Source organism: Massilia sp. BHUDP2, assembly GCF_046236355.1.
GTDB lineage: Bacteria > Pseudomonadota > Gammaproteobacteria > Burkholderiales > Burkholderiaceae_D > Telluria > Telluria varians.
Map to the genome: position 1 here is coordinate 333,379 of NZ_JBJUVW010000001.1, position 21,330 is coordinate 354,708.

The 21,330-nt window shown below is 66.1% G+C and carries 23 protein-coding genes; 17 read left to right on the forward strand and 6 right to left on the reverse strand.

The features are described from left to right. Window positions 1–31: 31 nt before the first annotated feature. Window positions 32–949 carry a phenylacetic acid degradation operon negative regulatory protein PaaX gene (gene paaX, locus ACK6C6_RS01455; protein WP_409265523.1) on the reverse strand — a complete coding sequence of 306 codons (918 nt, stop codon included), beginning with the start codon at window positions 947–949 and terminating at the stop codon, window positions 32–34. Between the two features lie 91 nt (window positions 950–1,040). On the opposite strand from paaX, the gene paaA reads away from it, so the two are divergent. The 13 genes from paaA (at window position 1,041) to ACK6C6_RS01520 (ending at window position 13,564) form a co-directional block, all read left to right on the forward strand. Next, entirely contained in the window at window positions 1,041–2,027 is a 987-nt protein-coding gene (paaA, locus tag ACK6C6_RS01460; protein ID WP_409265524.1) for a 1,2-phenylacetyl-CoA epoxidase subunit PaaA, read from the forward strand. An 81-nt stretch (window positions 2,028–2,108) separates the two neighbouring features. Then, the gene (gene paaB, locus ACK6C6_RS01465; protein WP_027865558.1) at window positions 2,109–2,393 is read left to right on the forward strand and encodes a 1,2-phenylacetyl-CoA epoxidase subunit PaaB; all 285 of its coding nucleotides are present in this window, start codon (window positions 2,109–2,111) and stop codon (window positions 2,391–2,393) included. Window positions 2,394–2,401: 8 nt separating this feature from the next. Then, a complete protein-coding gene (gene paaC, locus ACK6C6_RS01470) occupies window positions 2,402–3,154 on the forward strand; it encodes a 1,2-phenylacetyl-CoA epoxidase subunit PaaC (protein WP_409265525.1) in 753 nt (250 codons plus the stop codon). Beyond that, the gene (paaD, locus tag ACK6C6_RS01475) at window positions 3,154–3,675 is read left to right on the forward strand and encodes a 1,2-phenylacetyl-CoA epoxidase subunit PaaD (protein WP_409265526.1); all 522 of its coding nucleotides are present in this window, start codon (window positions 3,154–3,156) and stop codon (window positions 3,673–3,675) included. Before paaC ends, paaD begins: the two co-directional genes overlap by 1 nt. A 1-nt stretch (window position 3,676) precedes the next feature. Then, window positions 3,677–4,753, forward strand: coding sequence for a 1,2-phenylacetyl-CoA epoxidase subunit PaaE (gene paaE, locus ACK6C6_RS01480; protein ID WP_409265528.1), 1,077 nt, complete (start codon window positions 3,677–3,679; stop codon window positions 4,751–4,753). A 133-nt stretch (window positions 4,754–4,886) separates the two neighbouring features. Continuing rightward, window positions 4,887–5,678 (forward strand): 2-(1,2-epoxy-1,2-dihydrophenyl)acetyl-CoA isomerase PaaG, encoded by a 792-nt coding sequence (paaG, locus tag ACK6C6_RS01485; protein ID WP_409265529.1) that lies wholly within the window; start codon window positions 4,887–4,889, stop codon window positions 5,676–5,678. 1 nt (window position 5,679) lies between these two features. Then, the gene (gene paaH / locus ACK6C6_RS01490) at window positions 5,680–7,218 is read left to right on the forward strand and encodes a 3-hydroxyacyl-CoA dehydrogenase PaaH (protein WP_409265530.1); all 1,539 of its coding nucleotides are present in this window, start codon (window positions 5,680–5,682) and stop codon (window positions 7,216–7,218) included. Continuing rightward, window positions 7,211–7,648: a hydroxyphenylacetyl-CoA thioesterase PaaI gene (paaI, locus tag ACK6C6_RS01495; protein ID WP_409265531.1), complete on the forward strand. Its 438-nt coding sequence runs from the start codon at window positions 7,211–7,213 to the stop codon at window positions 7,646–7,648. The genes paaH and paaI overlap by 8 nt, the downstream gene beginning before the upstream one ends. 31 nt (window positions 7,649–7,679) lie before the next feature. After that, window positions 7,680–8,993, forward strand: a complete 1,314-nt coding sequence (paaK, locus tag ACK6C6_RS01500; protein ID WP_409265532.1) for a phenylacetate--CoA ligase PaaK — start codon at window positions 7,680–7,682, stop codon at window positions 8,991–8,993. A gap of 16 nt (window positions 8,994–9,009) precedes the next feature. Beyond that, window positions 9,010–10,212, forward strand: coding sequence for a 3-oxoadipyl-CoA thiolase (pcaF, locus tag ACK6C6_RS01505; protein WP_409265533.1), 1,203 nt, complete (start codon window positions 9,010–9,012; stop codon window positions 10,210–10,212). 3 nt (window positions 10,213–10,215) lie between these two features. Continuing rightward, entirely contained in the window at window positions 10,216–10,815 is a 600-nt protein-coding gene (gene paaY, locus ACK6C6_RS01510; protein WP_409265534.1) for a phenylacetic acid degradation protein PaaY, read from the forward strand. Between the two features lie 189 nt (window positions 10,816–11,004). After that, window positions 11,005–13,056: a phenylacetic acid degradation bifunctional protein PaaZ gene (gene paaZ / locus ACK6C6_RS01515; protein ID WP_409265535.1), complete on the forward strand. Its 2,052-nt coding sequence runs from the start codon at window positions 11,005–11,007 to the stop codon at window positions 13,054–13,056. 43 nt (window positions 13,057–13,099) lie between these two features. Continuing rightward, a complete protein-coding gene (locus ACK6C6_RS01520; protein ID WP_409265536.1) occupies window positions 13,100–13,564 on the forward strand; it encodes a cupin domain-containing protein in 465 nt (154 codons plus the stop codon). A gap of 3 nt (window positions 13,565–13,567) precedes the next feature. Here the strand turns inward: ACK6C6_RS01520 and ACK6C6_RS01525 are convergent, their stop codons facing one another. The 3 genes from ACK6C6_RS01525 to ACK6C6_RS01535 form a co-directional block, all read right to left on the reverse strand. Then, a complete protein-coding gene (locus tag ACK6C6_RS01525) occupies window positions 13,568–13,795 on the reverse strand; it encodes a hypothetical protein (protein ID WP_027865570.1) in 228 nt (75 codons plus the stop codon). 77 nt (window positions 13,796–13,872) lie between these two features. After that, window positions 13,873–14,118: a hypothetical protein gene (locus ACK6C6_RS01530; protein WP_409265537.1), complete on the reverse strand. Its 246-nt coding sequence runs from the start codon at window positions 14,116–14,118 to the stop codon at window positions 13,873–13,875. A gap of 70 nt (window positions 14,119–14,188) precedes the next feature. Continuing rightward, window positions 14,189–14,902, reverse strand: coding sequence for an HAD-IA family hydrolase (locus tag ACK6C6_RS01535; protein ID WP_409265538.1), 714 nt, complete (start codon window positions 14,900–14,902; stop codon window positions 14,189–14,191). Between the two features lie 268 nt (window positions 14,903–15,170). Between ACK6C6_RS01535 and rsgA the strand changes: the two genes are divergently transcribed. Beyond that, window positions 15,171–16,205 carry a ribosome small subunit-dependent GTPase A gene (rsgA, locus tag ACK6C6_RS01540; protein ID WP_409265540.1) on the forward strand — a complete coding sequence of 345 codons (1,035 nt, stop codon included), beginning with the start codon at window positions 15,171–15,173 and terminating at the stop codon, window positions 16,203–16,205. Between the two features lie 43 nt (window positions 16,206–16,248). On the opposite strand, the gene argH is transcribed toward rsgA, so the two are convergent. Beyond that, window positions 16,249–17,646 carry an argininosuccinate lyase gene (gene argH / locus ACK6C6_RS01545; RefSeq protein ID WP_409265541.1) on the reverse strand — a complete coding sequence of 466 codons (1,398 nt, stop codon included), beginning with the start codon at window positions 17,644–17,646 and terminating at the stop codon, window positions 16,249–16,251. A 120-nt stretch (window positions 17,647–17,766) separates the two neighbouring features. Between argH and ACK6C6_RS01550 the strand changes: the two genes are divergently transcribed. From ACK6C6_RS01550 to ACK6C6_RS01560, 3 genes are all read left to right on the forward strand, one after another. Beyond that, window positions 17,767–18,363, forward strand: coding sequence for a hypothetical protein (locus ACK6C6_RS01550; RefSeq protein WP_409265542.1), 597 nt, complete (start codon window positions 17,767–17,769; stop codon window positions 18,361–18,363). Window positions 18,364–18,449: 86 nt separating this feature from the next. Next, window positions 18,450–18,887, forward strand: coding sequence for a GNAT family N-acetyltransferase (locus ACK6C6_RS01555; protein WP_209587377.1), 438 nt, complete (start codon window positions 18,450–18,452; stop codon window positions 18,885–18,887). A 67-nt stretch (window positions 18,888–18,954) separates the two neighbouring features. Further along, window positions 18,955–20,247, forward strand: coding sequence for a cyanophycinase (locus tag ACK6C6_RS01560; protein WP_409265544.1), 1,293 nt, complete (start codon window positions 18,955–18,957; stop codon window positions 20,245–20,247). 7 nt (window positions 20,248–20,254) lie between these two features. Here ACK6C6_RS01560 and ACK6C6_RS01565 read toward each other — a convergent pair whose 3' ends face one another. Next, window positions 20,255–21,298, reverse strand: coding sequence for an alpha/beta fold hydrolase (locus ACK6C6_RS01565; RefSeq protein ID WP_409265545.1), 1,044 nt, complete (start codon window positions 21,296–21,298; stop codon window positions 20,255–20,257). Window positions 21,299–21,330 lie beyond the last annotated feature (32 nt).

Here is a 21,330-nt window from a genome sequence, read left to right on the forward strand (position 1 = left end):
GTTGGGTAAAACGCTAATGATACTGCACGAATCAGGCGAGACCGCCGAATCGCTCATGGAAGTCCTGGTCCGCTTCCGGCGTGGATTCGTCTTCCTTGCGCAGCATCGTCATGATGTGTTTCTCGGCCCGGGCATAGGTGAGACGGTAGATGCGCCCGGCGAGTTCATAGGCGTCGCTGCCCGGCCACGGGGCCGGCAGCAGCCCAAGCGGCAGCATCGGGTCGTGCAGCTGCACGCGGCGGTAGGCGTGGATCAGCAGCGTACGGATGGCGAACGCGTCCTGCGGGGAGATGTCCGCGTCCATGTCCGCCAGCTGCGTGAAGGTCTCGATGAAGCCGCGGTAGCCGGCCACCACGCCCGACAGATCCCAGGCGTCGCCCACCAGCTCGGGCAGCGGGCGCGCGCCGACGCCGGGCAGTTCGGCCGCATCGCACACGAATACCTTCCCTTCCGCGCCGGCACGCACCAGGATCTCGCGCAGGGTGTCGCGATCCGGGGCCGGGTGCGTCATCACGCCGGTGGCCAGCATCGCGAAGCCTTCCCACTCCAGTTCCTTGCGCAGCAGCGCGCGCAGGTCGCCGTCGATGCTGCCGTTGGGGGCCAGCACGATGGTCCAGCGGCCATCCCAGTCCAGTCCCGGCGGCGAATAGATGCGGCGGTTGGCGCGCTCGAAGCGCGGCAGGGCCTTCGGCTCCAGCGCATAACGGCTGCGCCGGCCCTCGCGGCTGGCGGTCAGCCAGCCTTCCTGCACCAGGCGGAACACGCTGGTGCGCACCAGCCGGTCCGACACGCCCAGGGGGCCCAGCAGGTCGATCATGCTGCCCAGCCAGAAGGCGCCACCGTGCGGGGCGATGGCGTCGCCGCACAGGGTCATCACCAGCGATTTATGGCGCGGCGGGTCGTTCGTCAGGAAGCGGTCTATCCATTCCGCGCTGGTGAGTTGTGCCATTGATAACGCCTCAATATGATTCAAAATTTTGGTGTACATCCAATTTTTTGTATCGTATTATGGTTTGGAGAGTTTCGCAACGGAGACCAGCATGTACGCACAAATGGTGGAGACCGGACTCAAGAAAGTCCGAACCGAAGAAGACATGAGCCTTGAAGAAGCGGCGTTCCAGGCGCGCATCGACGCCGGCATCAAGATCGAGCCGAAGGACTGGATGCCCGAGGCCTACCGCAAGACCCTGATCCGCCAGATCTCGCAGCACGCGCACAGCGAGATCGTCGGCCAGCTCCCGGAAGGGAACTGGGTCACGCGCGCGCCGACGCTGCAGCGCAAGTCGGTCCTGCTGGCCAAGATCCAGGACGAGGCCGGCCACGGCCTGTACCTGTACAGCGCCGCCGAGACGCTCGGCGTATCGCGCGACGAGCTGCTGCTGGCCCTGCATGCGGGCAAGGCAAAATACTCGAGCATCTTCAACTACCCGACCTTGAGCTGGGCCGACATGGGCGCCATCGGCTGGCTGGTGGACGGCTCGGCCATCATCAACCAGATCCCGCTGTGCCGCTGCTCGTACGGTCCGTACGCGCGCGCCATGATCCGCGTCTGCAAGGAAGAGTCCTTCCACGCGCGCCAGGGCTACGACATCATGATGGCGCTGGCCAAGGGGACGCCCGAGCAGAAGACGATGGCCCAGGATGCGCTGAACCGCTGGTGGTGGCCGTCCTTGATGATGTTCGGCCCCTCGGATGCCGAGTCGGTGAACAGCGCGCAGTCGACCGCCTGGCGCATCAAGCTGTTCTCCAACGACGAGCTGCGCCAGCGCATGGTCGACCAGACCGTGCCGCAGGCCGAATACCTGGGCCTGACCATCCCCGACCCCGACCTCAAATGGAACGAGGAGCGCGGCCACTACGATTTCGGCGAGATCGACTGGAGCGAGTTCCACAACGTCCTGAAGGGCAACGGCCCCTGCAACCGCGAGCGCCTGCGCACCCGCGTGAAAGCCTATGAGGACGGCGAATGGTTTCGCGACGCCCTGGTCGCCCACGCCGAGAAAAAAGCGGCCAAGGCCGTAGCGTAATTGGTTCTCGTAGGGTGGGCGGGTTTCCCGCCCACGCGTTCAACCAGCTCTCGCATACCACAAGAATTACGGAGATACAGAATGAGCAAAGAATGGCCGCTGTGGGAAGTCTTCATCCGCAGCCAGCACGGCCTGGCCCACAAGCACGTGGGCAGCCTGCACGCGCCTGACGCCGAGATGGCGATCAACAACGCGCGCGACGTCTACACCCGCCGCAACGAAGGCGTGTCCATCTGGGTGGTGCGCGCCCAGGACATCGTGGCCAGCAGCCCGAACGACAAGGAAGCCCTGTTCGAGCCGGCCAACAGCAAGGTCTACCGCCACCCGACCTTCTTCCCGATGCCGGAAGAAGTCAAGAACCTGTGAGGTCTGCCGTGGACGCAAAGATCGAGTATCTGCTTCGCCAGGGCGACAACGCCCTGATCCTGTCGCAGCAGCTGTGCCAGCTGTGCGGCAAGGGTCCGGCGCTGGAAGAAGACATGGCGCTGTCGAACGTCGCGCTCGACCTGCTGGGCCAGACCCGCATGTGGCTGAGCTATGCCGGCGAACTGGAAGGCAAGGGCCGCGACGAAGACCGCCTCGCCTTCCTGCGCGACGCCCACGACTACCGCAACTGCCTGCTGGTCGAGCAGCCGAACGGCAGCTATGCCGAGGTCATGACGCGCCAGTTCCTGTTCGACACCTGGCACTACTTCCTGATGGACGGCCTGACCCGCTCGAGCGATGCGCGCATCGCCGAGATCGCGCAGAAGTCGATCAAGGAAGTCACTTACCACCTGCGCCGCTCGGGCGACCTGGTGGTGCGCCTGGGCGACGGCACCGATGTCAGCCACGCGAAAATGCAGACCGCGCTGGACGAGCTGTGGATGTACAGCGGCGAGGTGTTCCTCTACGACGCCGTCGACAATGCGATGGTGGAGCAGGGCGTGGCGCCAGCCAGCGAATCCTTGCGCAAGAACTACCTCGACCACTTGGCCGACGTGCTGAACGAAGCCACCCTGGCCATGCCTGACCCCGGCGCCTGGATGCAGCGCGGCGGCAAGCAGGGCCGGCACAGCGAGCGCCTGGGCTACATCCTGGCCGAGATGCAGTTCCTGCAGCGAGCCTATCCGGGAGCGCAGTGGTAATGAACGCAGTCGGCGTCACCATCGAACAGGTGTGGAGCTGGCTCGGCGAGGTCGCCGATCCGGAGATTCCCGTCATCTCGCTGGTGGACCTCGGCATCGTGCGCGAGGTCGCTTTCGAGGGCGCGAATGGCGAGACATGCGTGGTCACCATTACGCCCACCTACTCGGGCTGCCCGGCCATGCAGGTCATCGCGGACGCGGTGAAGGAAGCCCTGCAGGCGCATGGCCTGGAACAGGTACGCATCGTCAGCCGCCTGGCGCCCGCCTGGACCACCGACTGGATGAGCGAGGCCGGCAAGGCCGCCCTGAAGGGCTACGGCATCGCGCCGCCGGTGCAGCAGGCGATCGACATCAGCGGCCTGCACGCAGGCATCCGCCGCCGCGCCGCGCCCGAGGTGGCCTGCCCCAACTGCGGTTCGCCGCATACCCAGCTGACCAGCGAGTTCGGCTCGACGCCCTGCAAGGCGCTGTACAAGTGCCTCGACTGCCGCGAGCCTTTCGACTATTTCAAGTGTCACTAAGATGAGCAAATTCTATCCACTGACCGTGGCGAAGGTGAAGCAGGAGACCCGCGACGCCATCGCCGTCACCTTCGAAGTCCCGGCCGAGCTAAAAGCCCAATTCGCCTACCAGCAGGGCCAGCACCTGACCCTGCGCGCGATGATCGACGGCGAGGACGTGCGCCGTTCCTACTCGATCTGCTCGGCGGTGCAGGACGAACAACTGCGCGTGGCGATCAAGCGGGTGTCCGGCGGCCAGTTCTCGAGCTGGGCCAACGAACACCTGAAACCGGGCGCCACCCTCGAAGTGATGCCGCCGATGGGCCACTTCAACGTGCCGCTCGACCCGGCGAGCGAACGCCACTACCTGGCCTTCGCAGCCGGCAGCGGCATCACGCCGATCCTGTCGATCGTGAAGACCACCCTGCAGGCCGAACCGAAGAGCCGCTTCACCATCGTCTACGGCAACCGCGCCTCGTCGAGCGTGATCTTCCGCGATGAACTGACCGACCTCAAGGACACTTACATGGACCGGCTCAAGCTGGTGTATGTGATGAGCCGCGAGCAGCAGGACATCGAACTCTTCAACGGGCGCATCACGGAAGAGAAGTGCGGCCTGTTCCTGAAACACTGGATCGCTATCGACGACATCGACGTCGCCTTCATCTGCGGGCCGGAAGACATGATGCACGGCGTGTCGCGTTCGCTGCAGGCGGCCGGGCTGGCGAAGGAGAAGATCCGCATCGAACTGTTCGCCGCCAGCATCCCCAAGCACGAGCACAAGCCGCGCAGAATCGAGGCAGGGGCGCAGCACCTCACCGAAGTCACCGTCATCATGGACGGCAACGCGGCCAGCTTCACGATGGACAAGGACAAGGAATCCATCCTGGACGCCGGCCTGCGCGCGGGCATCGACATGCGCTACTCGTGCAAGGGCGGCGTGTGCTCGACCTGCCGCTGCAAGGTGCTCGACGGCCAGGTGGAGATGGACGTGAACTACGCGCTGGAAGACTACGAGGTAGCGCGCGGCTTCGTGCTCAGCTGCCAGAGCTTCCCGATCACCGACAAGGTCGTGGTCGATTTCGATATCGCCGAATAGGCACGCTAGCAGAGAAACCGTCGTTCCGGCGAAGGCCGGAACCCAATTTGACGTTCGTAGCGAACCACCGAACTTGGGTCCCGGCCTGCGCCGGGACGACGTGCGAAGGACAACAATAATAGTGGAGACAACCATGAGCTACGAATCCATCCAGTTCAAGATCGAAAACGGCATCGCCCTCCTGACCCTGAACCGCCCCGATCGCCTGAACAGCTTCACCCAGGCCATGCACCTCGAAGTGCGCGACGCCCTGGACACACTCCAGGCCGACAAGTCGGTGCGCGTGCTGGTCCTCACCGGCGCCGGCCGGGGTTTTTGCGCCGGCCAGGACCTGTCCGACCGTGCCGTCGAACCGGGCGCCCCCGGCGTCGACCTAGGCGAATCGGTCGAGAGGTTCTACGCCCCGCTGGTCATGACCCTGAAGTCGCTCCCGATGCCCGTCATCTGCGCCGTCAATGGCGTGGCCGCCGGCGCCGGCGCCAACCTCGCCCTGGCCTGCGACATCGTGCTGGCCGCGAAATCGGCCAGCTTCATCGAAGCCTTCTGCAAGCTGGGCCTGATTCCCGACACCGGCGGCACCTGGCACCTGCCGCGCCTGATCGGCCAGGCGCGCGCCACCGGCCTTGCCATGCTGGGCGACAAACTCAGCGCCGAGAAGGCCGAGCAATGGGGCCTGATCTGGGCCTGCGTGCCGGACGAAGCCCTGATGGACCAGGCCATGGCCATGGCCGAGCACTTCGCCGCCGCGGCTACCCGCGGCCTCGCCTTCACCAAGAAAGCCCTGCAGGCCAGCTGGTCCAACACCCTGCCGGAGCAGCTGAAGCTGGAAGGCGAGATGATGCGCGAGCTGGGCTACAGCCACGACTACCGCGAAGGCGTCGCCGCCTTCATCGCCAAGCGTCCAGCACACTTCAAGGGAGAATAAAGTGACGGCTCTCCCGAAAGACAGCATCGTCGCCGTCGTCGGCAGCGGCGCCATGGGCAGCGGCATCGCCCAGGTGGCGGCCAGCGCCGGCCATCAGGTCCTGCTGTTCGACACCCGGACCGACGCCGCCGACAAGGCCATCGCCGACATCGGCAAGACCTACGCCAAACTGGTCGAGAAGGGCCGCATGGACGCCACCGCGGCCGACGAGGCACGCGCGCGCCTGAAACGCATCGGCACGCTGCAGGAAGCCAGCGGCGCCGCGCTGGTGGTCGAAGCCATCGTCGAGAACCTGGACGCCAAGCGCGCCCTGTTCGCCGAGCTGGAAGGCATCGTGGCGGACGACTGCATCCTTGCCACCAACACTTCGTCGATTTCGGTCACCGCGATTGCAGCAAAGCTGCGCCGCCCGGAACGCCTGGTCGGCATGCACTTCTTCAATCCGGTGCCCCTGATGGCGCTGGTGGAAGTCATCAGCGGCATCGCCACCGACAAGGCGGTTGCCGACACCACCTACGCCACCGCCGAAGCCTGGGGCAAGAACCCGGTGCACGCCAAATCGACGCCGGGCTTCATCGTCAACCGCGTCGCCCGTCCGTATTACGCGGAAAGCCTGCGCCTGCTGCTGGAGCAGGCCGCCGAGCCGGCCACCATCGACGCCGTGCTGCGCGACTGCGGGGGCTTCCGTATGGGGCCCTTCGAGCTGATGGATCTGATCGGCCACGACGTCAACTTCTCGGTGACGAATTCGGTCTACAAGGCCTATTTCGGCGACCCGCGCTTCACGCCTTCGATCCTGCAGCAGGAACTGGTCAACGCCGGCTTCCTGGGCCGCAAGACCGGGCGCGGCTTCTACCGTTACGGCGAGGGTGTCGAAAAGCCTGCCGTGCAGCTGGAGGCGCCGCAAGCGAGACCGGAGTCGGTGGCGATCGTCGGCAACGAATCCGACGCGATCGCAGCGCTGGCCGCGCGCCTGGCCGCTGCCGGCTACGCGCTGCCGCGCGAGGAGACCCTGGACGCGTCCCCGGGCTTCGTGTGCAACGGCGCCGCGGTCTACCTCACCGATGGCCGCAGCGCCACCGAGCGTGCCGCCGAAAGCTGGCATGACGACACCGTCGTCTACGACCTGCTGCTGGACCCATCCGGCGCCACCCGCATCGCGCTGGCGCGCGCCGACCAGTGCAGCGAGGCTGCGTATCACGCGGTGGTCGGCATGTTCCAGGCCGCCGGCTTTGCCGTCACGCGCCTGGACGACGTGCCCGGCATGGCCGTGATGCGCACCGTCGCCATGCTGGCCAACGAGGCCGCCGACGCCGTCAACCAGGGCGTGTGCAGCGCGCAGGCCGTCGACATCGCGATGCAGAAGGGCGTCAATTACCCGCGCGGCCCGCTGGCCTGGGCCGACAGCGTCGGGCTGGAGCACATCGTGGCGGTGCTGTCCAACCTCGCCACGACTTATGGCGAAGATCGCTATCGCGTCTCGCCGCTGCTACGCCGCAAGATCGCCGCGAATCCGCATGGAGCGACCTTCCATGCATAGCGATCCGCAGGCCCTGGCCGAATTGGCCGGCAAGACCATGTACGAGCGCGACCCGGCCAGCCAGGCCCTGGGCATGCTGCTTGACGAGATCCGCCCCGGTTACGCGCGCATGTCGATGCGCGTGCGCGGCGACATGCTCAACGGGCACGCCACCTGCCACGGCGGCTACATCTTCATGCTGGCCGACAGCGCCTTTGCCTTTGCCTGCAACTCGCACAATTTCAATACCGTGGGTGCCGGCTGCAGCATCGATTACCTGGCGCCGGGCCGTGAAGGCGACGTGCTGGTGGCCGAGGCGGTGGAGCAGGCCCTGCAGGGCAAGACCGGCGTGTATGACATCACGGTCACGAACCAGGACGGGCGCACCGTGGCGCTGTTCCGCGGGAAGTCGCACCGCGTCAGCGGGATGGTGGCAGAGGTCGGGCAGTAAAGTATTTTGCAAGACGACGAGGAGGTCGAAGATGGTCCAACGTAATCCGGCGCCGAGCGAGCTGGAACCGATCGAACGCGCGAGCCGCGACGAACTGCAGGCCCTGCAGCTGGAGCGCCTGAAGTGGTCGCTGCGCCACGCCTACGAGAACGTGCCGCACTACCGAGCCGCCTTCGACGCCGCCGGCGTGCACCCGGAAGACCTGAAGTCGCTGTCCGACCTGGCCAAGTTCCCGTTTACGGACAAGAAAACCCTGCGCGACAACTATCCCTTCGGCCTGTTCGCGGTGCCGCGCGAGCAGGTGGTGCGCATCCACGCATCCAGCGGCACCACCGGCAAGGCGACCGTGGTCGGCTACACCCAGCGCGACATCGACACCTGGGCCGGCGTGGTGGCGCGCTCGATCCGCGCGGCCGGCGGCCGTGCCGGCGACATGGTGCACATCTCCTACGGCTACGGCCTGTTCACCGGCGGCCTGGGCGCGCACTACGGCGCCGAAAAGCTCGGCTGCACGGTGATCCCGATGTCCGGCGGCCAGACCGAGAAGCAGGTGCAGCTGATCCAGGATTTCAAGCCCTCGATCATCATGGTCACGCCCTCGTACATGCTGAACATCGTCGAGGAATTCACGCGCCAGGGGATCGACCCTTCAAGCTCCTCGCTGAAGGTCGGCATCTTCGGGGCCGAACCCTGGACCGACGCCATGCGCCGCGAGATCGAGGCCCGTGCCGGCATCGACGCGGTCGACATCTATGGCTTGTCGGAGGTGATGGGCCCGGGCGTGGCGAGCGAGTGCATCGAGAGCAAGGACGGCCCGACCATCTGGGAAGACCATTTCTACCCCGAGATCATCGACCCCGAGACCGGCGACGTGCTGCCTGACGGCGCGGAGGGCGAGCTGGTGTTCACGTCGCTGAGCAAGGAAGCGCTGCCGATCATCCGCTACCGCACGCGCGACCTGACCCGCCTGTTGCCGCCCACCTCGCGTTCGATGCGCCGCATGGGACGCATCACGGGGCGCTCGGACGACATGCTGATCATCCGCGGCGTGAACGTGTTCCCGAGCCAGATCGAAGAAATCATCCTGAAGATGCCGGCGCTGGCGCCGCAGTACCAGCTGGTGGTCGCACGCGACGGCCACCTCGACACGCTGGAAGTGCTGGGCGAACTGCGCGACGCTTCGCTCGCAGCAGGCGACGTGGATGCGCTGTGCCGCGAACTCCAGCACTGCATCAAGACCCATGTGGGCGTGAGCACGCGCGTGCGCTTGATGCCGCCCGGCGGGATCGAACGCACGCTGACCGGCAAGGCCCGACGCGTCGTCGACAAGCGTCCAAAAAACTGAATATCGAGGAGACACCATGACTGACGCATTCATCTGCGACGCCATCCGCACCCCCTTCGGCCGCTACGGCGGCGCGCTCTCGAGCGTGCGCGCCGACGACCTGGGCGCGCTGCCCATCGCCGCGCTCATCCATCGCAACAAGGACGTGGACTGGGGCGCGGTGGACGACCTGTTCTACGGCTGTGCCAACCAGGCCGGCGAAGACAACCGCAACGTCGGCCGCATGGCCGCGCTGCTCGCCGGCCTGCCTCCATCGGTGCCGGCCAACACCATCAACCGCCTGTGCGGTTCCGGCATGGACACCATCGGCAGCGCCGCGCGTGCGATCAAGGCCGGCGAGGCCAACCTGATCATTGCCGGCGGCGTCGAGAGCATGACCCGCGCGCCCTTCGTCATGGCCAAGGCCGACAGCGCCTTCTCGCGCGCCGCCAAGATCGAGGACACCACCCTCGGCTGGCGCTTCGTCAATCCGCTGATGAAAGCCAAGTACGGCATCGACTCGATGCCGGAGACCGCCGAGAACGTGGCGGTGGAATTCAACATCAACCGTCTGGATCAGGATGCGTTCGCATTGCGCAGCCAGCAGCGCTGGGCGCGTGCCCATGCCGAGGGTTTCTTCAAGGACGAGATCGTCCCGGTCACGATCCATGGAAAGAAAGGCGAGTCGCGCGTATTCGACACCGACGAGCAGCCGCGCGAGACCAGCATGGAAGCACTGGCGAAACTGAAGGGCGTGGTGCTGCCCGACGGGACCGTCAGCGCCGGCAACGCGTCGAGCCTGAACGACGGCGCCTGCGCTCTGCTGCTGGCTGCCGAAACAACCGCCGCACGCAACGGCCTGACCCCGCGCGCGCGCGTGGTCGGCATGGCCACCGCCGGCCTGGCGCCGCGCATCATGGGCTTCGGTCCGTCGCCGGCCGTGAAGAAACTGCTGGCACAGACCGGCCTGCGCCTCGACCAGATGGACGTGATCGAGCTGAACGAAGCCTTCGCGGCACAAGGCCTGGCCGTCATGCGCGACCTCGGCCTGCCCGACGACGCTGCCCACGTGAACCCGAACGGCGGCGCCATCGCCCTCGGCCACCCGCTGGGCGCCTCCGGCGCGCGCCTGGTGACCACCGCCGTCAACCAGCTGCACCGCATCAAGGGCCGCTACGCCCTGTGCACCATGTGCATCGGCGTGGGCCAGGGCATCGCGATCATCGTCGAGCGGGTGTAAAGCATGGTCAAGGTGTACGAGATCGACGGCGTGCGGCCGGTGGTGCATCCCAGCGCTTACGTGCACCCGAGTGCGGTGCTGATCGGCGACGTGATCGTCGGCCCGCGCTGCTACATTGGCCCACTGGCCTCGCTGCGCGGCGACTTCGGCCGCCTGATCCTGGAAGAGGGCGCCAACCTGCAGGACACCTGCGTGATGCACGGCTTCCCGGGCGAGGACACGGTCGTTGAAGTGGACGGCCACATCGGCCACGGCGCGGTACTGCACGGCTGCCGCATCAAGCGCAATGCGATGGTAGGCATGAATGCGGTGGTGATGGACAAGGCGGTCGTGGGCGAGGAATCGATCGTGGCCGCGATGAGCTTCGTGAAGGCCGGGATGATCATCCCGCCGCGCAGCATGGTGATGGGCACGCCTGCGAAAGTCATGCGCGAGCTCACTGACGAAGACGTGAAGTGGAAGAGCTTCGGGACGCGCCAGTACCACGAACTGAACGTTCGCTCGCTGCAGACGATGCGCGAAGTCGAGGCCTTGCTTGAACCCGAGCCGGATCGCAAGGGCATCGAGTTCGATCCCGATGGCAGACATAAACCGAGAGTTTGATTGCACCAGCACCTTCTGCACGGTCGTTCCCGCGTAGGCGGGAACCCAATTTTGTCTGAGCAGCGTTAGCTTGAGCTGGTGGCTGCGGAGTGAACTTGGATTCCCGCCTTCGCGGGAATGACGTTGATAAGAGCTGCGTTGGTGTGAAGTACCTGATTCCTGAAGAGATACCTGACTGGAGATAACAACATGGGCAACATCGCAACCCTGCAAAGCCTGATCGCCGGCCGCTGGCACGGTGCCGAGGCGCATACCCCGCTGCACAGCGCGCTGAACAACGAACTGATCTTTCACACCCACGCCGAGAAAATCGACTTCGACGAAGCCGTCACCTACGGCCGCAAGACCGGCATCCCCGCCCTGATGCGGCTGGACTTCCAGAAGCGCGCCCAGGTCCTGAAAGCCCTGGCCCTCTACATGATGGAGCGCAAGGAAGAGCTGTACGAGATCTCGCACCTGACCGGCGCCACCCGCCCGGACAGCTGGGTCGACGTCGAAGGCGGCATCGGCACCCTGTTCGCCTACGCCAGCATGGGCTCGCGCGAGCTGCCTTCGTCGAACGTGCTGCACGAGGGCCCGGCCATCGCCCTCGGCAAGCGCGGCGGCTTCGCCGGCACCCACATCCTGGTGCCACGCGGCGGCCTGGCGGTGCACATCAATGCCTTCAACTTTCCGATCTGGGGCATGCTGGAAAAATTCGCGCCGAGCTTCCTGGCCGCGATGCCCTGCATCGTCAAGCCGGCCACCGCCACCAGCTACCTGACCCACGCCACCGTCAAGATGATGATGGATTCCGGCCTGCTGCCGGAAGGCGCGCTGCAGCTGGTCATCGGCTCGACCGGCGACCTGCTCGACCGCCTGGGCGGCTTCGACGCCGTCACCTTCACCGGTTCGGCCGACACCGCCGCCAAGCTGAAGGCCAACCAGAACCTGATCCGCGAAGCGGTCACCTTCACCGCCGAAGCCGACTCGCTGAACTGCGCCATCCTGGCCCCGGACGTGACGCCGGACGACCCGGAATTCGACCTGTTCGTGAAGGAAGTCGCGCGCGAGATGACCGGCAAGGCCGGCCAGAAGTGCACGGCGATCCGGCGCGTCATCGTGCCCGAGCAGCACGCCGATGCGGTGGGCGCGCGCCTGCGCGAGCGCCTGGCGAAGATCACGGTCGGCAACCCGAAGGTCGAGGGCGTGCGCATGGGTGCGCTGGCCTCGATGGACCAGCATCGCGACGTCTCGGAGCGTGTCGAGATGCTCGCGCGCGGCAACGAAGTGTTGTTCAGCGCCCGCGACGGTTTCAGCCCGGTGGGCGAGGGCTGTGCCAACGGCGCCTTCTTCGCGCCGACCCTGCTGCTGTGCCGTAACGCATTGAATAACGACGCCGTCCATGACATCGAAGCATTCGGCCCGGTCAGCACGATGATGACCTACCGCGACATCGACGAAGCCCTGCACCTCGCCGCGCGCGGCAAGGGCAGCCTGGTGACCACGCTGGTGACCAAGGACCCGGCCATCGCCGCCCACGCGGTGCCGGTCGCCGCCGCCTCGCACGGACGCGTGCACATCCTCGAGCGCGAGTCGGCGGTCGATTCCACCGGCCACGGCTCGCCGCTGCCGCAACTCAAGCACGGCGGCCCGGGCCGCGCCGGCGGCGGCGAAGAGCTGGGCGGCATCCGGGCGGTGAAACACTTCCTGCAGCGCGCCGCGGTGCAGGGTTCGCCGACCATGCTGGGCGCCGTCACCGGCGAGTACGTGCGCGGCGGCGCGGTCAAGGAAACCGAGATCCACCCTTTCCGCCGCTGGTTCGAAGACCTGGAAGTGGGCCACTCGCTGCTGACCCACCGCCGCACCGTGAGCGAAGCCGACATCGTCAACTTCGGCGGCGTCTCGGGCGACTACTTCTACATGCACTTCGACGAGATCGCGGCCAAGGACACCCAGTTCGGCAAGCGCATCGCGCACGGCTACTTCGTGCTGTCGGCGGCGGCGGGCCTGTTCGTGTCGCCGGCGCCGGGCCCGGTGCTGGCCAACTACGGCCTGGACAACCTGCGTTTCGTGGCGCCGGTGGCGATCGGCGACACCATCCGCGCGCGCCTGACCTGCAAGCGCAAGGTCGACCGCAACCGTACCGACGAGCAGGGCCGAGGCCAGGGCGTGGTGGCCTGGGATGTGCAGGTGACGAATCAACACGACGAACTCGTGGCGAGTTACGATATCCTGACGCTGGTACAGAAACGCGGCTAGGACGCGAGGGCGCTGTCCGCCGCCAACCAAGGAGACCTATCGCATGTCGAGACTGGACCTGAGCAGCATTCCCGTACTGAAAGGTACGGGTTACCCCGAAGCCTACGCCGAGCTGGTGGACGGACGCACCAAGCAGGCCCTGGGCGACGCCGGCGGCCTGACCCAGTTCGGCGTCAATCTGGTCGAACTGCAGCCGGGCGCCGCATCCTCGCAGCGCCACTGGCATTCGCATGAGGACGAATTCGTGATGGTGGTGTCGGGCGAGCTGGTGCTGGTCACCGACGAAGGCGAGACCCTGATGCGCGCAGGCGACTGCGCGGCCTTCCCGGCAGGAAAGCCGAACGGGCACCATCTCGTCAACCGCAGCTGGGGGCAGGGGGTCTTCCTGTGCGTCGGCTCGCGCGTCAAGGAAGACCAGGCGACGTATCCGGACATCGACCTGCACTACGATGGCGCCACCGACACCTATTCGCACAAGGACGGGACTCCCTACCCGCCACGCGGCTGAGGGTCAGTTCAGCTTGCGCGCGTAGCGGCTGCGGATGTGCTGGCTCACGAAGGTCGACAATCCGCGCCCTTCGCGCGCCAGTTCCTGCATTCTGGCAATATTCTCGGCGCCGGCGCTGCGCTCGGTGTACAGATAGCGGTCACCGCCGGTGAACTGGATGGTGATCGAGTCGGTATCGATGTCGTAGGCGACCACGCCGGATTCGCCGCTCGTGTTGCGATAGCGGTGCATGGGAAACTCCTTCAATGCCGTGGATATCCTTTAGATGGGTGCCATATGCGCAGAGACAAGAAGATGCGATGAGTATCTCAGAGGATGGACATGCCTATTGCTACGAGCAGGAAGCCTGCCAGTGTTCCCAGAAGGGTAGACCCAATGGTTTTTGTGATGAAGCCAATGATGAGCGCGGCCACCGCCACGACCATACTGGCAATCATTCCACCAATTGCAAATAAGTAGCCTTGGCCACTGTCGCTGGCAAATAGCACCCATGCGATAAATGGCGGGATGAGTGCCCAGCTAACGAGAGCCTGTTTGGAGAGGACATTGGACATTGTAGGTAATTGATGAGCTGAAAATTAGCTACACAATCGACCTATTGGCAGCGGTCGTCAATGCCACATGTCAATGTCCGATCTTGCGCTGCACCTTCAGCAGCCCACTTTCTGTACGCACGGCAACAAGGTCCATGTAATCGGCCACCGGGGCCGAGCGCGTCTCGACCGGATGCGTGTGCGTGGCGGTCACGACGATACTGTCCATGCCTGCGCTTTCCGCGGCCGCCAGGCCGATCGTCGTGTCTTCGAACACCAGGCAATCCTGCGGCGCCACGCCCAGTTTCTGGGCGCCCAGCAGGAAAGGATCGGGATGCGGCTTGCCGCGCTTGACGTCGTCGGCAGACACCAGCAGCGGCGGCAGGGGCAGGCCGGCGGCCGCGATGCGCGCCGTCGCCAGGGGGCGCGAGGCCGAGGTGACGATGGCCCAGCGGTCCGTCGGCAGGCTGGCCAGGAAGCGGCCCACACCGGCGATTTCCTCGATGTCGCCGACGTCCTCGATTTCCGCCAGCGCAATGCCCAGCGCTTCCGCCACCGGGTCGACACCGGGCAGGCCGAGGTTACGGATGGTGTCTTCGGTACGCTTGCCGTGCACGGTCGGCACGAAAGTCACCGGATCCAGTCCATGCCGGAGCGCCCATGCGCTCCAGACCCGCTCGGCGGACTTGATCGAGGTCAGGATGGTGCCGTCCATGTCAAACAGGAAGGCGGCGTATTCGCGCGAGGGCAGGACGGATGGATTGGTCGGGGTCACGGATGCATTCTCGTTGTGGAATCGGATCATCCAGCATAGCGCAAAAGACCTGAAGGCTTCGCCTCCCTTGACGCCGGGGCGGCGTGCTGCCAGACTGGCCATCCCATTCACCGATCCGAGGAGACGCCGCATGAACCAGCCTGATACCGTCTTCCGGTCGGCCGCCTGAGCGCTTCGTCCATCTCGACGATGTCTTAAGCGCGCCAGCGCGCCCGACCTTCCATTTCTTGCTTTGCCGCGCCACTGGTGCGGCTGCCCGCGCACGCCTGTTGCGCCACTAAGTGGAAAACACATCGTCATGATCGACATCGATTTCCCGACCCTGCACGGGATCGGCTTCAAGCAGCATTTCGTCTCACAACTCGCGGCGGCATCGCCGCAAGCTCGCCTCGGCCGCGTCACTTCCGCCCAGCGCGACGCGCTCACGCTCGACGACGGGCGCGAGGCATTCCCCGCGCGCAACGCGCGCTTCGACGCGCGTGGCCAGCCCGTGGTCGGCGACTGGGTACTGGCCACGCACAGCCTGGGCGACTGGTGGATCGCCGACACGCTCGACGCCTTCACCCGGCTGTCGCGGCGCACCCCGTCGGGTAGCCAGGTGCTGGCCAGCAACGTGGATACGGCGCTGCTGCTGATGGGCCTGGACAATGACTTCAATCCGCGCCGCATGGAGCGCTATATCGCGCTGGTGCGGGCCTGCGGCGTGGCGCCGGTCATGATCCTGACCAAGCCGGACATCGGCAGCGAGGTCGCGCACAGGATCGCGCAGCTGCGCCAGCGCATTCCCGATGACGTGCCGCTGCTGCACCTGATTCCGTCGGAGCAGCTTGACACCGGCGTGCTGGCGCCCTGGCTGGGGGCAGGGCAGACCCTGGTGCTGCTCGGGTCCTCAGGCGTGGGCAAGTCCACGCTCACCAATGCCCTGAGCGGCAGCCTGCAAGCCACCGGCGGCACCCGCCACGGCGACGACCGCGGCCGCCACACCACCACGGCGCGCTCGCTGCACCGCTGCCCGGGCGGGGCCTGCATCATCGATACGCCCGGCCTGCGCGCCTGGCAGCCGGACGCGGACGAGGATGAGCTGGAGCTGTCCTTCAACGACATCGCGGCGCTGGCGGAAGGCTGCCAGTTCCGCGACTGCCGCCATGCGAGCGAGCCGGGATGCGCGGTGCGGGACGTGGTGGATGCGGATCGCCTGCAGAACTATCGCAAGCTGTTGCGCGAGGTGCGGCGGGCGGAGCAGACGGCGCTGGAGCGCATTGCCGAGCGCGGGAAGTGGAAGGTCTTGATGAAGGAAGCGAAGCAGCGCGGCCGGGACAAGCGCGGCGGGTAATTGGGTGGCCGGCGTCGCCGGCCACCCCGACCACCCCGACGAGTTACTCTTCCAGCTGCTTGCGCACGCGGGCGATGGCCGCCCGCACCTGGTTCGGCGCGGTGCCGCCCACGTGGTCACGCGCCGCCACCGAGCCTTCCAGGGTCAAGACGGCAAACACGTCCTGTTCGATCAGCGGCGAGAACTCGCGCAGCTTCTCCAACGACATCTCCGACAAATCGCACTTGGCGATGTCGCAGGCGCGCACCGCGTGCGCCACCGCTTCGTGGGCGTCGCGGAAGGGCAGGCCCTTCTTGACCAGGTAGTCGGCCAGGTCGGTCGCAGTGGCGTAGCCCTGCAGCGCCGCCGCGCGCATGTTCTCGGCCTTCACGGTGATGCCGCCCGCCATGTCGGCGAAGATGCGCAGGGTGTCGGTGACGGTGTCGATGGTGTCGAACAGCGGTTCCTTGTCTTCCTGGTTGTCCTTGTTGTAGGCCAGCGGCTGGCCTTTCATCAGGGTCAGGAGGCCGTTCAGGTGGCCGTAGACGCGGCCGGTCTTGCCGCGCGCCAGTTCCGGCACGTCCGGGTTTTTCTTTTGCGGCATGATCGACGAGCCGGTGCAGAAGCGGTCGGCGATGTCGATAAAGCCGATGCGCGGGCTCATCCACATGACCAGCTCTTCCGAGAAGCGCGACACGTGCATCATGATCAGGGAGCTTGCAGCCGTGAATTCGATCGCGAAATCGCGGTCCGACACGGCGTCCAGCGAGTTGTGGCACACGTCCTCGAAGCCCAGGGTCTTGGCCACGCGCAGGCGGTCGATCGGGAAGGTGGTGCCGGCCAGCGCGGCCGCGCCCAGCGGCAGGCGGTTCACGCGGCGGCGCGCATCCTGCATGCGCTCGGCGTCGCGGCCGAACATCTCGACGTAGGCCAGCATGTGGTGTCCAAACGTGATGGGTTGGGCCACCTGCAAATGGGTGAAGCCCGGCATGATGGTGTCCGCATGGCGTTCGGCCAGATCGAGCAGGGCGGCGCGCAGGCTGGCGAGCAGGCCGAGGATGTCGTCGATCGCCGCACGCACGTACAGGCGGATGTCGGTCGCGACCTGGTCGTTCCGGGAGCGGCCGGTGTGCAGGCGCTTGCCGGCGTCGCCCACCAGTTCGGTCAGGCGCTTCTCGATGTTCAGGTGCACGTCTTCCAGGTCGAGCAGCCACTCGAAGCTGCCGGCATCGATCTCGCCCTTGATCTGGGCCATGCCGCGCTCGATCTCCGCACGGTCCTGTTCACTGATGATGCCTTGCGCGGCCAGCATCTCGGCGTGGGCGAGCGAGCCCTGGATATCGAAGGGCGCCAGGCGCTTGTCGAAGAACACGGAGGCGGTGTAGCGCTTGACGAGGTCGGAGACGGGTTCGGTGAAGCGCGCGGACCAGGCTTCGGCTTTCTTGGAGAATTGATCGGTCATGGTGGGATCCCTGTTAGGTATCCCACGATTATAAAGCCTGTGCCCGCCCCTCACCCGAGGTGGATGACAAGCGCCGGTAAATGCGCAATGATGTGCTTACTATTCTAATAAGGGGGAGACATGCATCGTTTGGCCCAACTCGGCCTGGCACTCGCGTTTGCGGCACCTGCAGCATTGGCGCAGCAGGCCGCACCCGCTGCGCCGGCCACGCCCACCGCAGTGGCCGCACCAGCCGCGCCCGCGGCGGCAAGCATGCCGGCAGCAAAAGCGGCGGACGTCGCCTCGATCGACGCCATCATCGCCGCCGTCTACGACGTGATCTCGGGCCCGGCCGGCGCCCCACGCGACTGGGATCGCATGCGCTCGCTGTTCGCGCCGGAAGGTCGCATGGGCGCCATGGTCGCGCGTCCGGACGGCAGCTACGTCCTGCGCGCCATGAGCCCGGAGGACTACATCGCCCGCAACACCAAGGCCTTCGCCACCATGGGTTTCTTCGAGACCGAAAAGGCGCGCACCACCGAGACCTTCGGTCAGATCGCCCACGTGTTCAGCACCTACGAGGCGCGCCACGCCAAGGATGAGGCCAAGCCCTTCATGCGCGGGATCAACAGCATCCAGCTCATCCATGACGGCAAGCGCTGGTACGTGCTGAACCTGATCTGGCAGGCCGAGGACGCCAAGCTGCAGCTGCCTGAGCGCTACCTGCGCAACGGCTGAGCTGCCCGGGGAGCGCCGTCCAATTGAAACTTATGCATCAAGAGAACGGCGCTAGAATTGGTTTTTAAGCCACATTCAACGCTTCCATGATTACCAACGATTCGAGCTTCCAGGTCAGTACCGACCAGACGCGGCTGGACATCCCGATGATCTACCGCTTCCTGAGCGAGCAATCCACCTGGGCAGTTGGCATTTCGCGTCCGACCGTCGAGCGTGCCATCGAGAATTCGCTGTGTTTCGGCGGCTATCTCGACGGGCGCCAGATCGCTTTTGCACGCGTCATCACCGACTTCGCGACCTTCGCCAACCTGGTGGACGTGTTCGTGGTGCCCGAGTACCGCGGCCGCGGTTACGGCAAGCAGCTGATCGGGGCGGTACTGCGCCACCCCAGCCTGCAGAAACTGCGCCGCTTCACGCTCCACACCAGCGATTCGCACAGCCTGTACGAGCGCTTCGGTTTTACCGCGCCCCAGCGTCCCGAGACGATCATGGAGCGGTACTTTCCGAACATATATTTGTCCTGAGCATACTCAACACGGCGACTCCCTTCTGGAATCAGGCTTACGATGTGTCTGAACCGGGAGGATTCGCATGCTTCGCGCCGTCGTCCGTGCTCTGCTGGTGTTTGCCTTGCTGGGAAACCAGCCGCTTGCCGCGGCCGACGCCGGGCAGCCGAAGGAGCCTAAAGGCTCGCTCGTCATCATCGGCGGCGCACTGCGTGCCGACAATGCCGCCGTGTGGGAACGCATGGTCCAACTGGCGGGCGGCAAGGGCGCCCGCATCGCCGTGTTCGCCTCGGCCTCGGCCAGCCCCGAAAAAGCCGGCAAGTTCCTGGTCGAGCGCTTCAACCACTATGGCGCCAGGGCCTTCTTCGTGCCGGTGGCCGTGCGCCTGTCCGGCATCGACTACCAGGCGGCCGCCGAGGATCCGGCGCTGGCCAGCGCGGTGCGCGCGGCCGGCGGCGCCTATTTCGCCGGCGGCGACCAGGGCCGCATCACGCGCGCGCTGCGCCGCGAGGACGGCGGCAATACCCGCATGCTCGACGCCCTGTGGGACATGTACCGGCGCGGCGGCATGATCGCCGGCTCCAGCGCAGGAGCCGCCATCATGAGCAGCACCATGTTCGGCCGTCCCAAGACGGTGCTGGCCACGCTCAAGCTCGGCATCGACGAGGACAAGGAGATCGCGCCCGGCCTCGGTTTCATCGGCGACGACGTCTTCATCGACCAGCACCTGCTGGTGCGCGGCCGGTTCGCGCGCATGGTGCCGGCCATGCTCAAGAAGGGCTACAAGCTTGGCCTGGGCATCGACGAGAACACCGCCATGGTGGTGGGCCCGGCCCGCGACGTCGAGGTGATCGGCTACCGCGGCGCGCTGCTGGTCGACCTGTCGAAGGCGGCGCCGCAGGACGGGCCGAAGGGAGGGCCGCTGAGCGTCAGCAACGTGCGCCTGAGCTACCTGGACAACGGCGACCGTTTCAACCTGCTCAGCCAGACCTTCACGCCCGCGCCCGACAAGCTGGACAACCGGATCGACCCGGCCCGGCCCTATTACCGCGAACCGCTGTTCTCGGCCGACATCCTCGGCAACAGCACGGTGGTCGACCTGATGGCCAAGCTGATCGACAGCGACCAGCCGGAAGCCATCGGCCTCTCGCTCGACAGCCCGCACGGCATCCAGCCCGACCTCGGCTTCGAGTTCAAGCTCACCCGCACGGGCGACAGCGTGGGCTACCAGTCCTCGTTCACCGAGCAGTACTCGGTCTACAACATGCGGCTCGACATCCGGCCGATCGTGGTGCAGCGGCCGCTGTACCAGTACCGGCAACTCGAGACCGTGGCGGACGGCGGTGCCGGCGCCGGCCGGGTAGAAGCCGCCCGGTGAGAGCGGATCATTCGCAGCGGCCGCCCAGCTGGCTGGCCAGCATGCGCGCCTGTGCATCGATCAGGGGAAGGTTCGGATCGTGTCCGGCGCGCGGGACGATCGCCAGCTGCTTGCGCGGCGCCGAGATCCGGTCGAAGTAGCGTTGCGCGATTTCTTTGGGCGCCAGCAGGTCCTGCTCGCCATGCACCATGTAGACCGGCAGCCTGAAGCCGGCCGCCTGGCGCTCCATGTCGACAGTCGAGATGATGCCGTCGCCCTTCATGCCGATGAACTGGATGTACGAATAGTCCTCGCCCGCCGTGTAGTCGGCACGCGCCTGAGGCGTGCTGCGCGCCGCCTTCCACTCCATCCAGGCGGCGGGGATCGGATCGGATACCATGGCCTCATACTTGCGGATCGCACGGCGCAGGATGCCGAAGTTGCGCGGGTTGGTCCAGGGCGGCGTGCCGAGCGCCTCGATCTTCTCGACGGTGGCCTGGTCTCCGGCCGCGCGGGCGCGCTCCAGGATGATCTCGCGCGAGGCGCGCATGGTCTCGGTGCTGTTGACGACCTGCGCCACCGGCACCCAGGCGCAGTACAGTTCCGGACTGCGTGCCGCCATGTGTCCGCCCAGGATCGAGCCCCAGGAGCTGCCCAGCAGGACCAGCTTGCGCTTGCCCAGGCGTTCGAGCAGGTGGCGCGACAGTTCGATGCCGTCGTCGCGCATTCGCTCCAGGCGCAGGGGCGTGTCTTCGCTAGGGGCGTTGCGCGACCAGGTCAGGCCGGCGGCGCGCTGGTCCCAGTGGATGACGACGTAATCCCTGGTCCAGGACGCGTACGGATCGTTTTCGTAAATCGAGATCGGATTGCCCGGACCGCCATGCACCAGCAGGAGCGCCGGCTTGGCGCAGTCGGCGCCGTCGATCGAGATCCACTGCTCGATGCCGCCGATCTTCACATAGCCGCTGTCGTGGATGGCTTGGCCCGGCTTGCAGGCGGCGGGCAGGGCCGCATGCGCTAGTGGGGAAGCCAGGGCCAGCGCGGTAAATAGGCTGCGTTTGAACAGGTGCATGTCGTCTCCTATGTATCCGCACGATTCTAGTT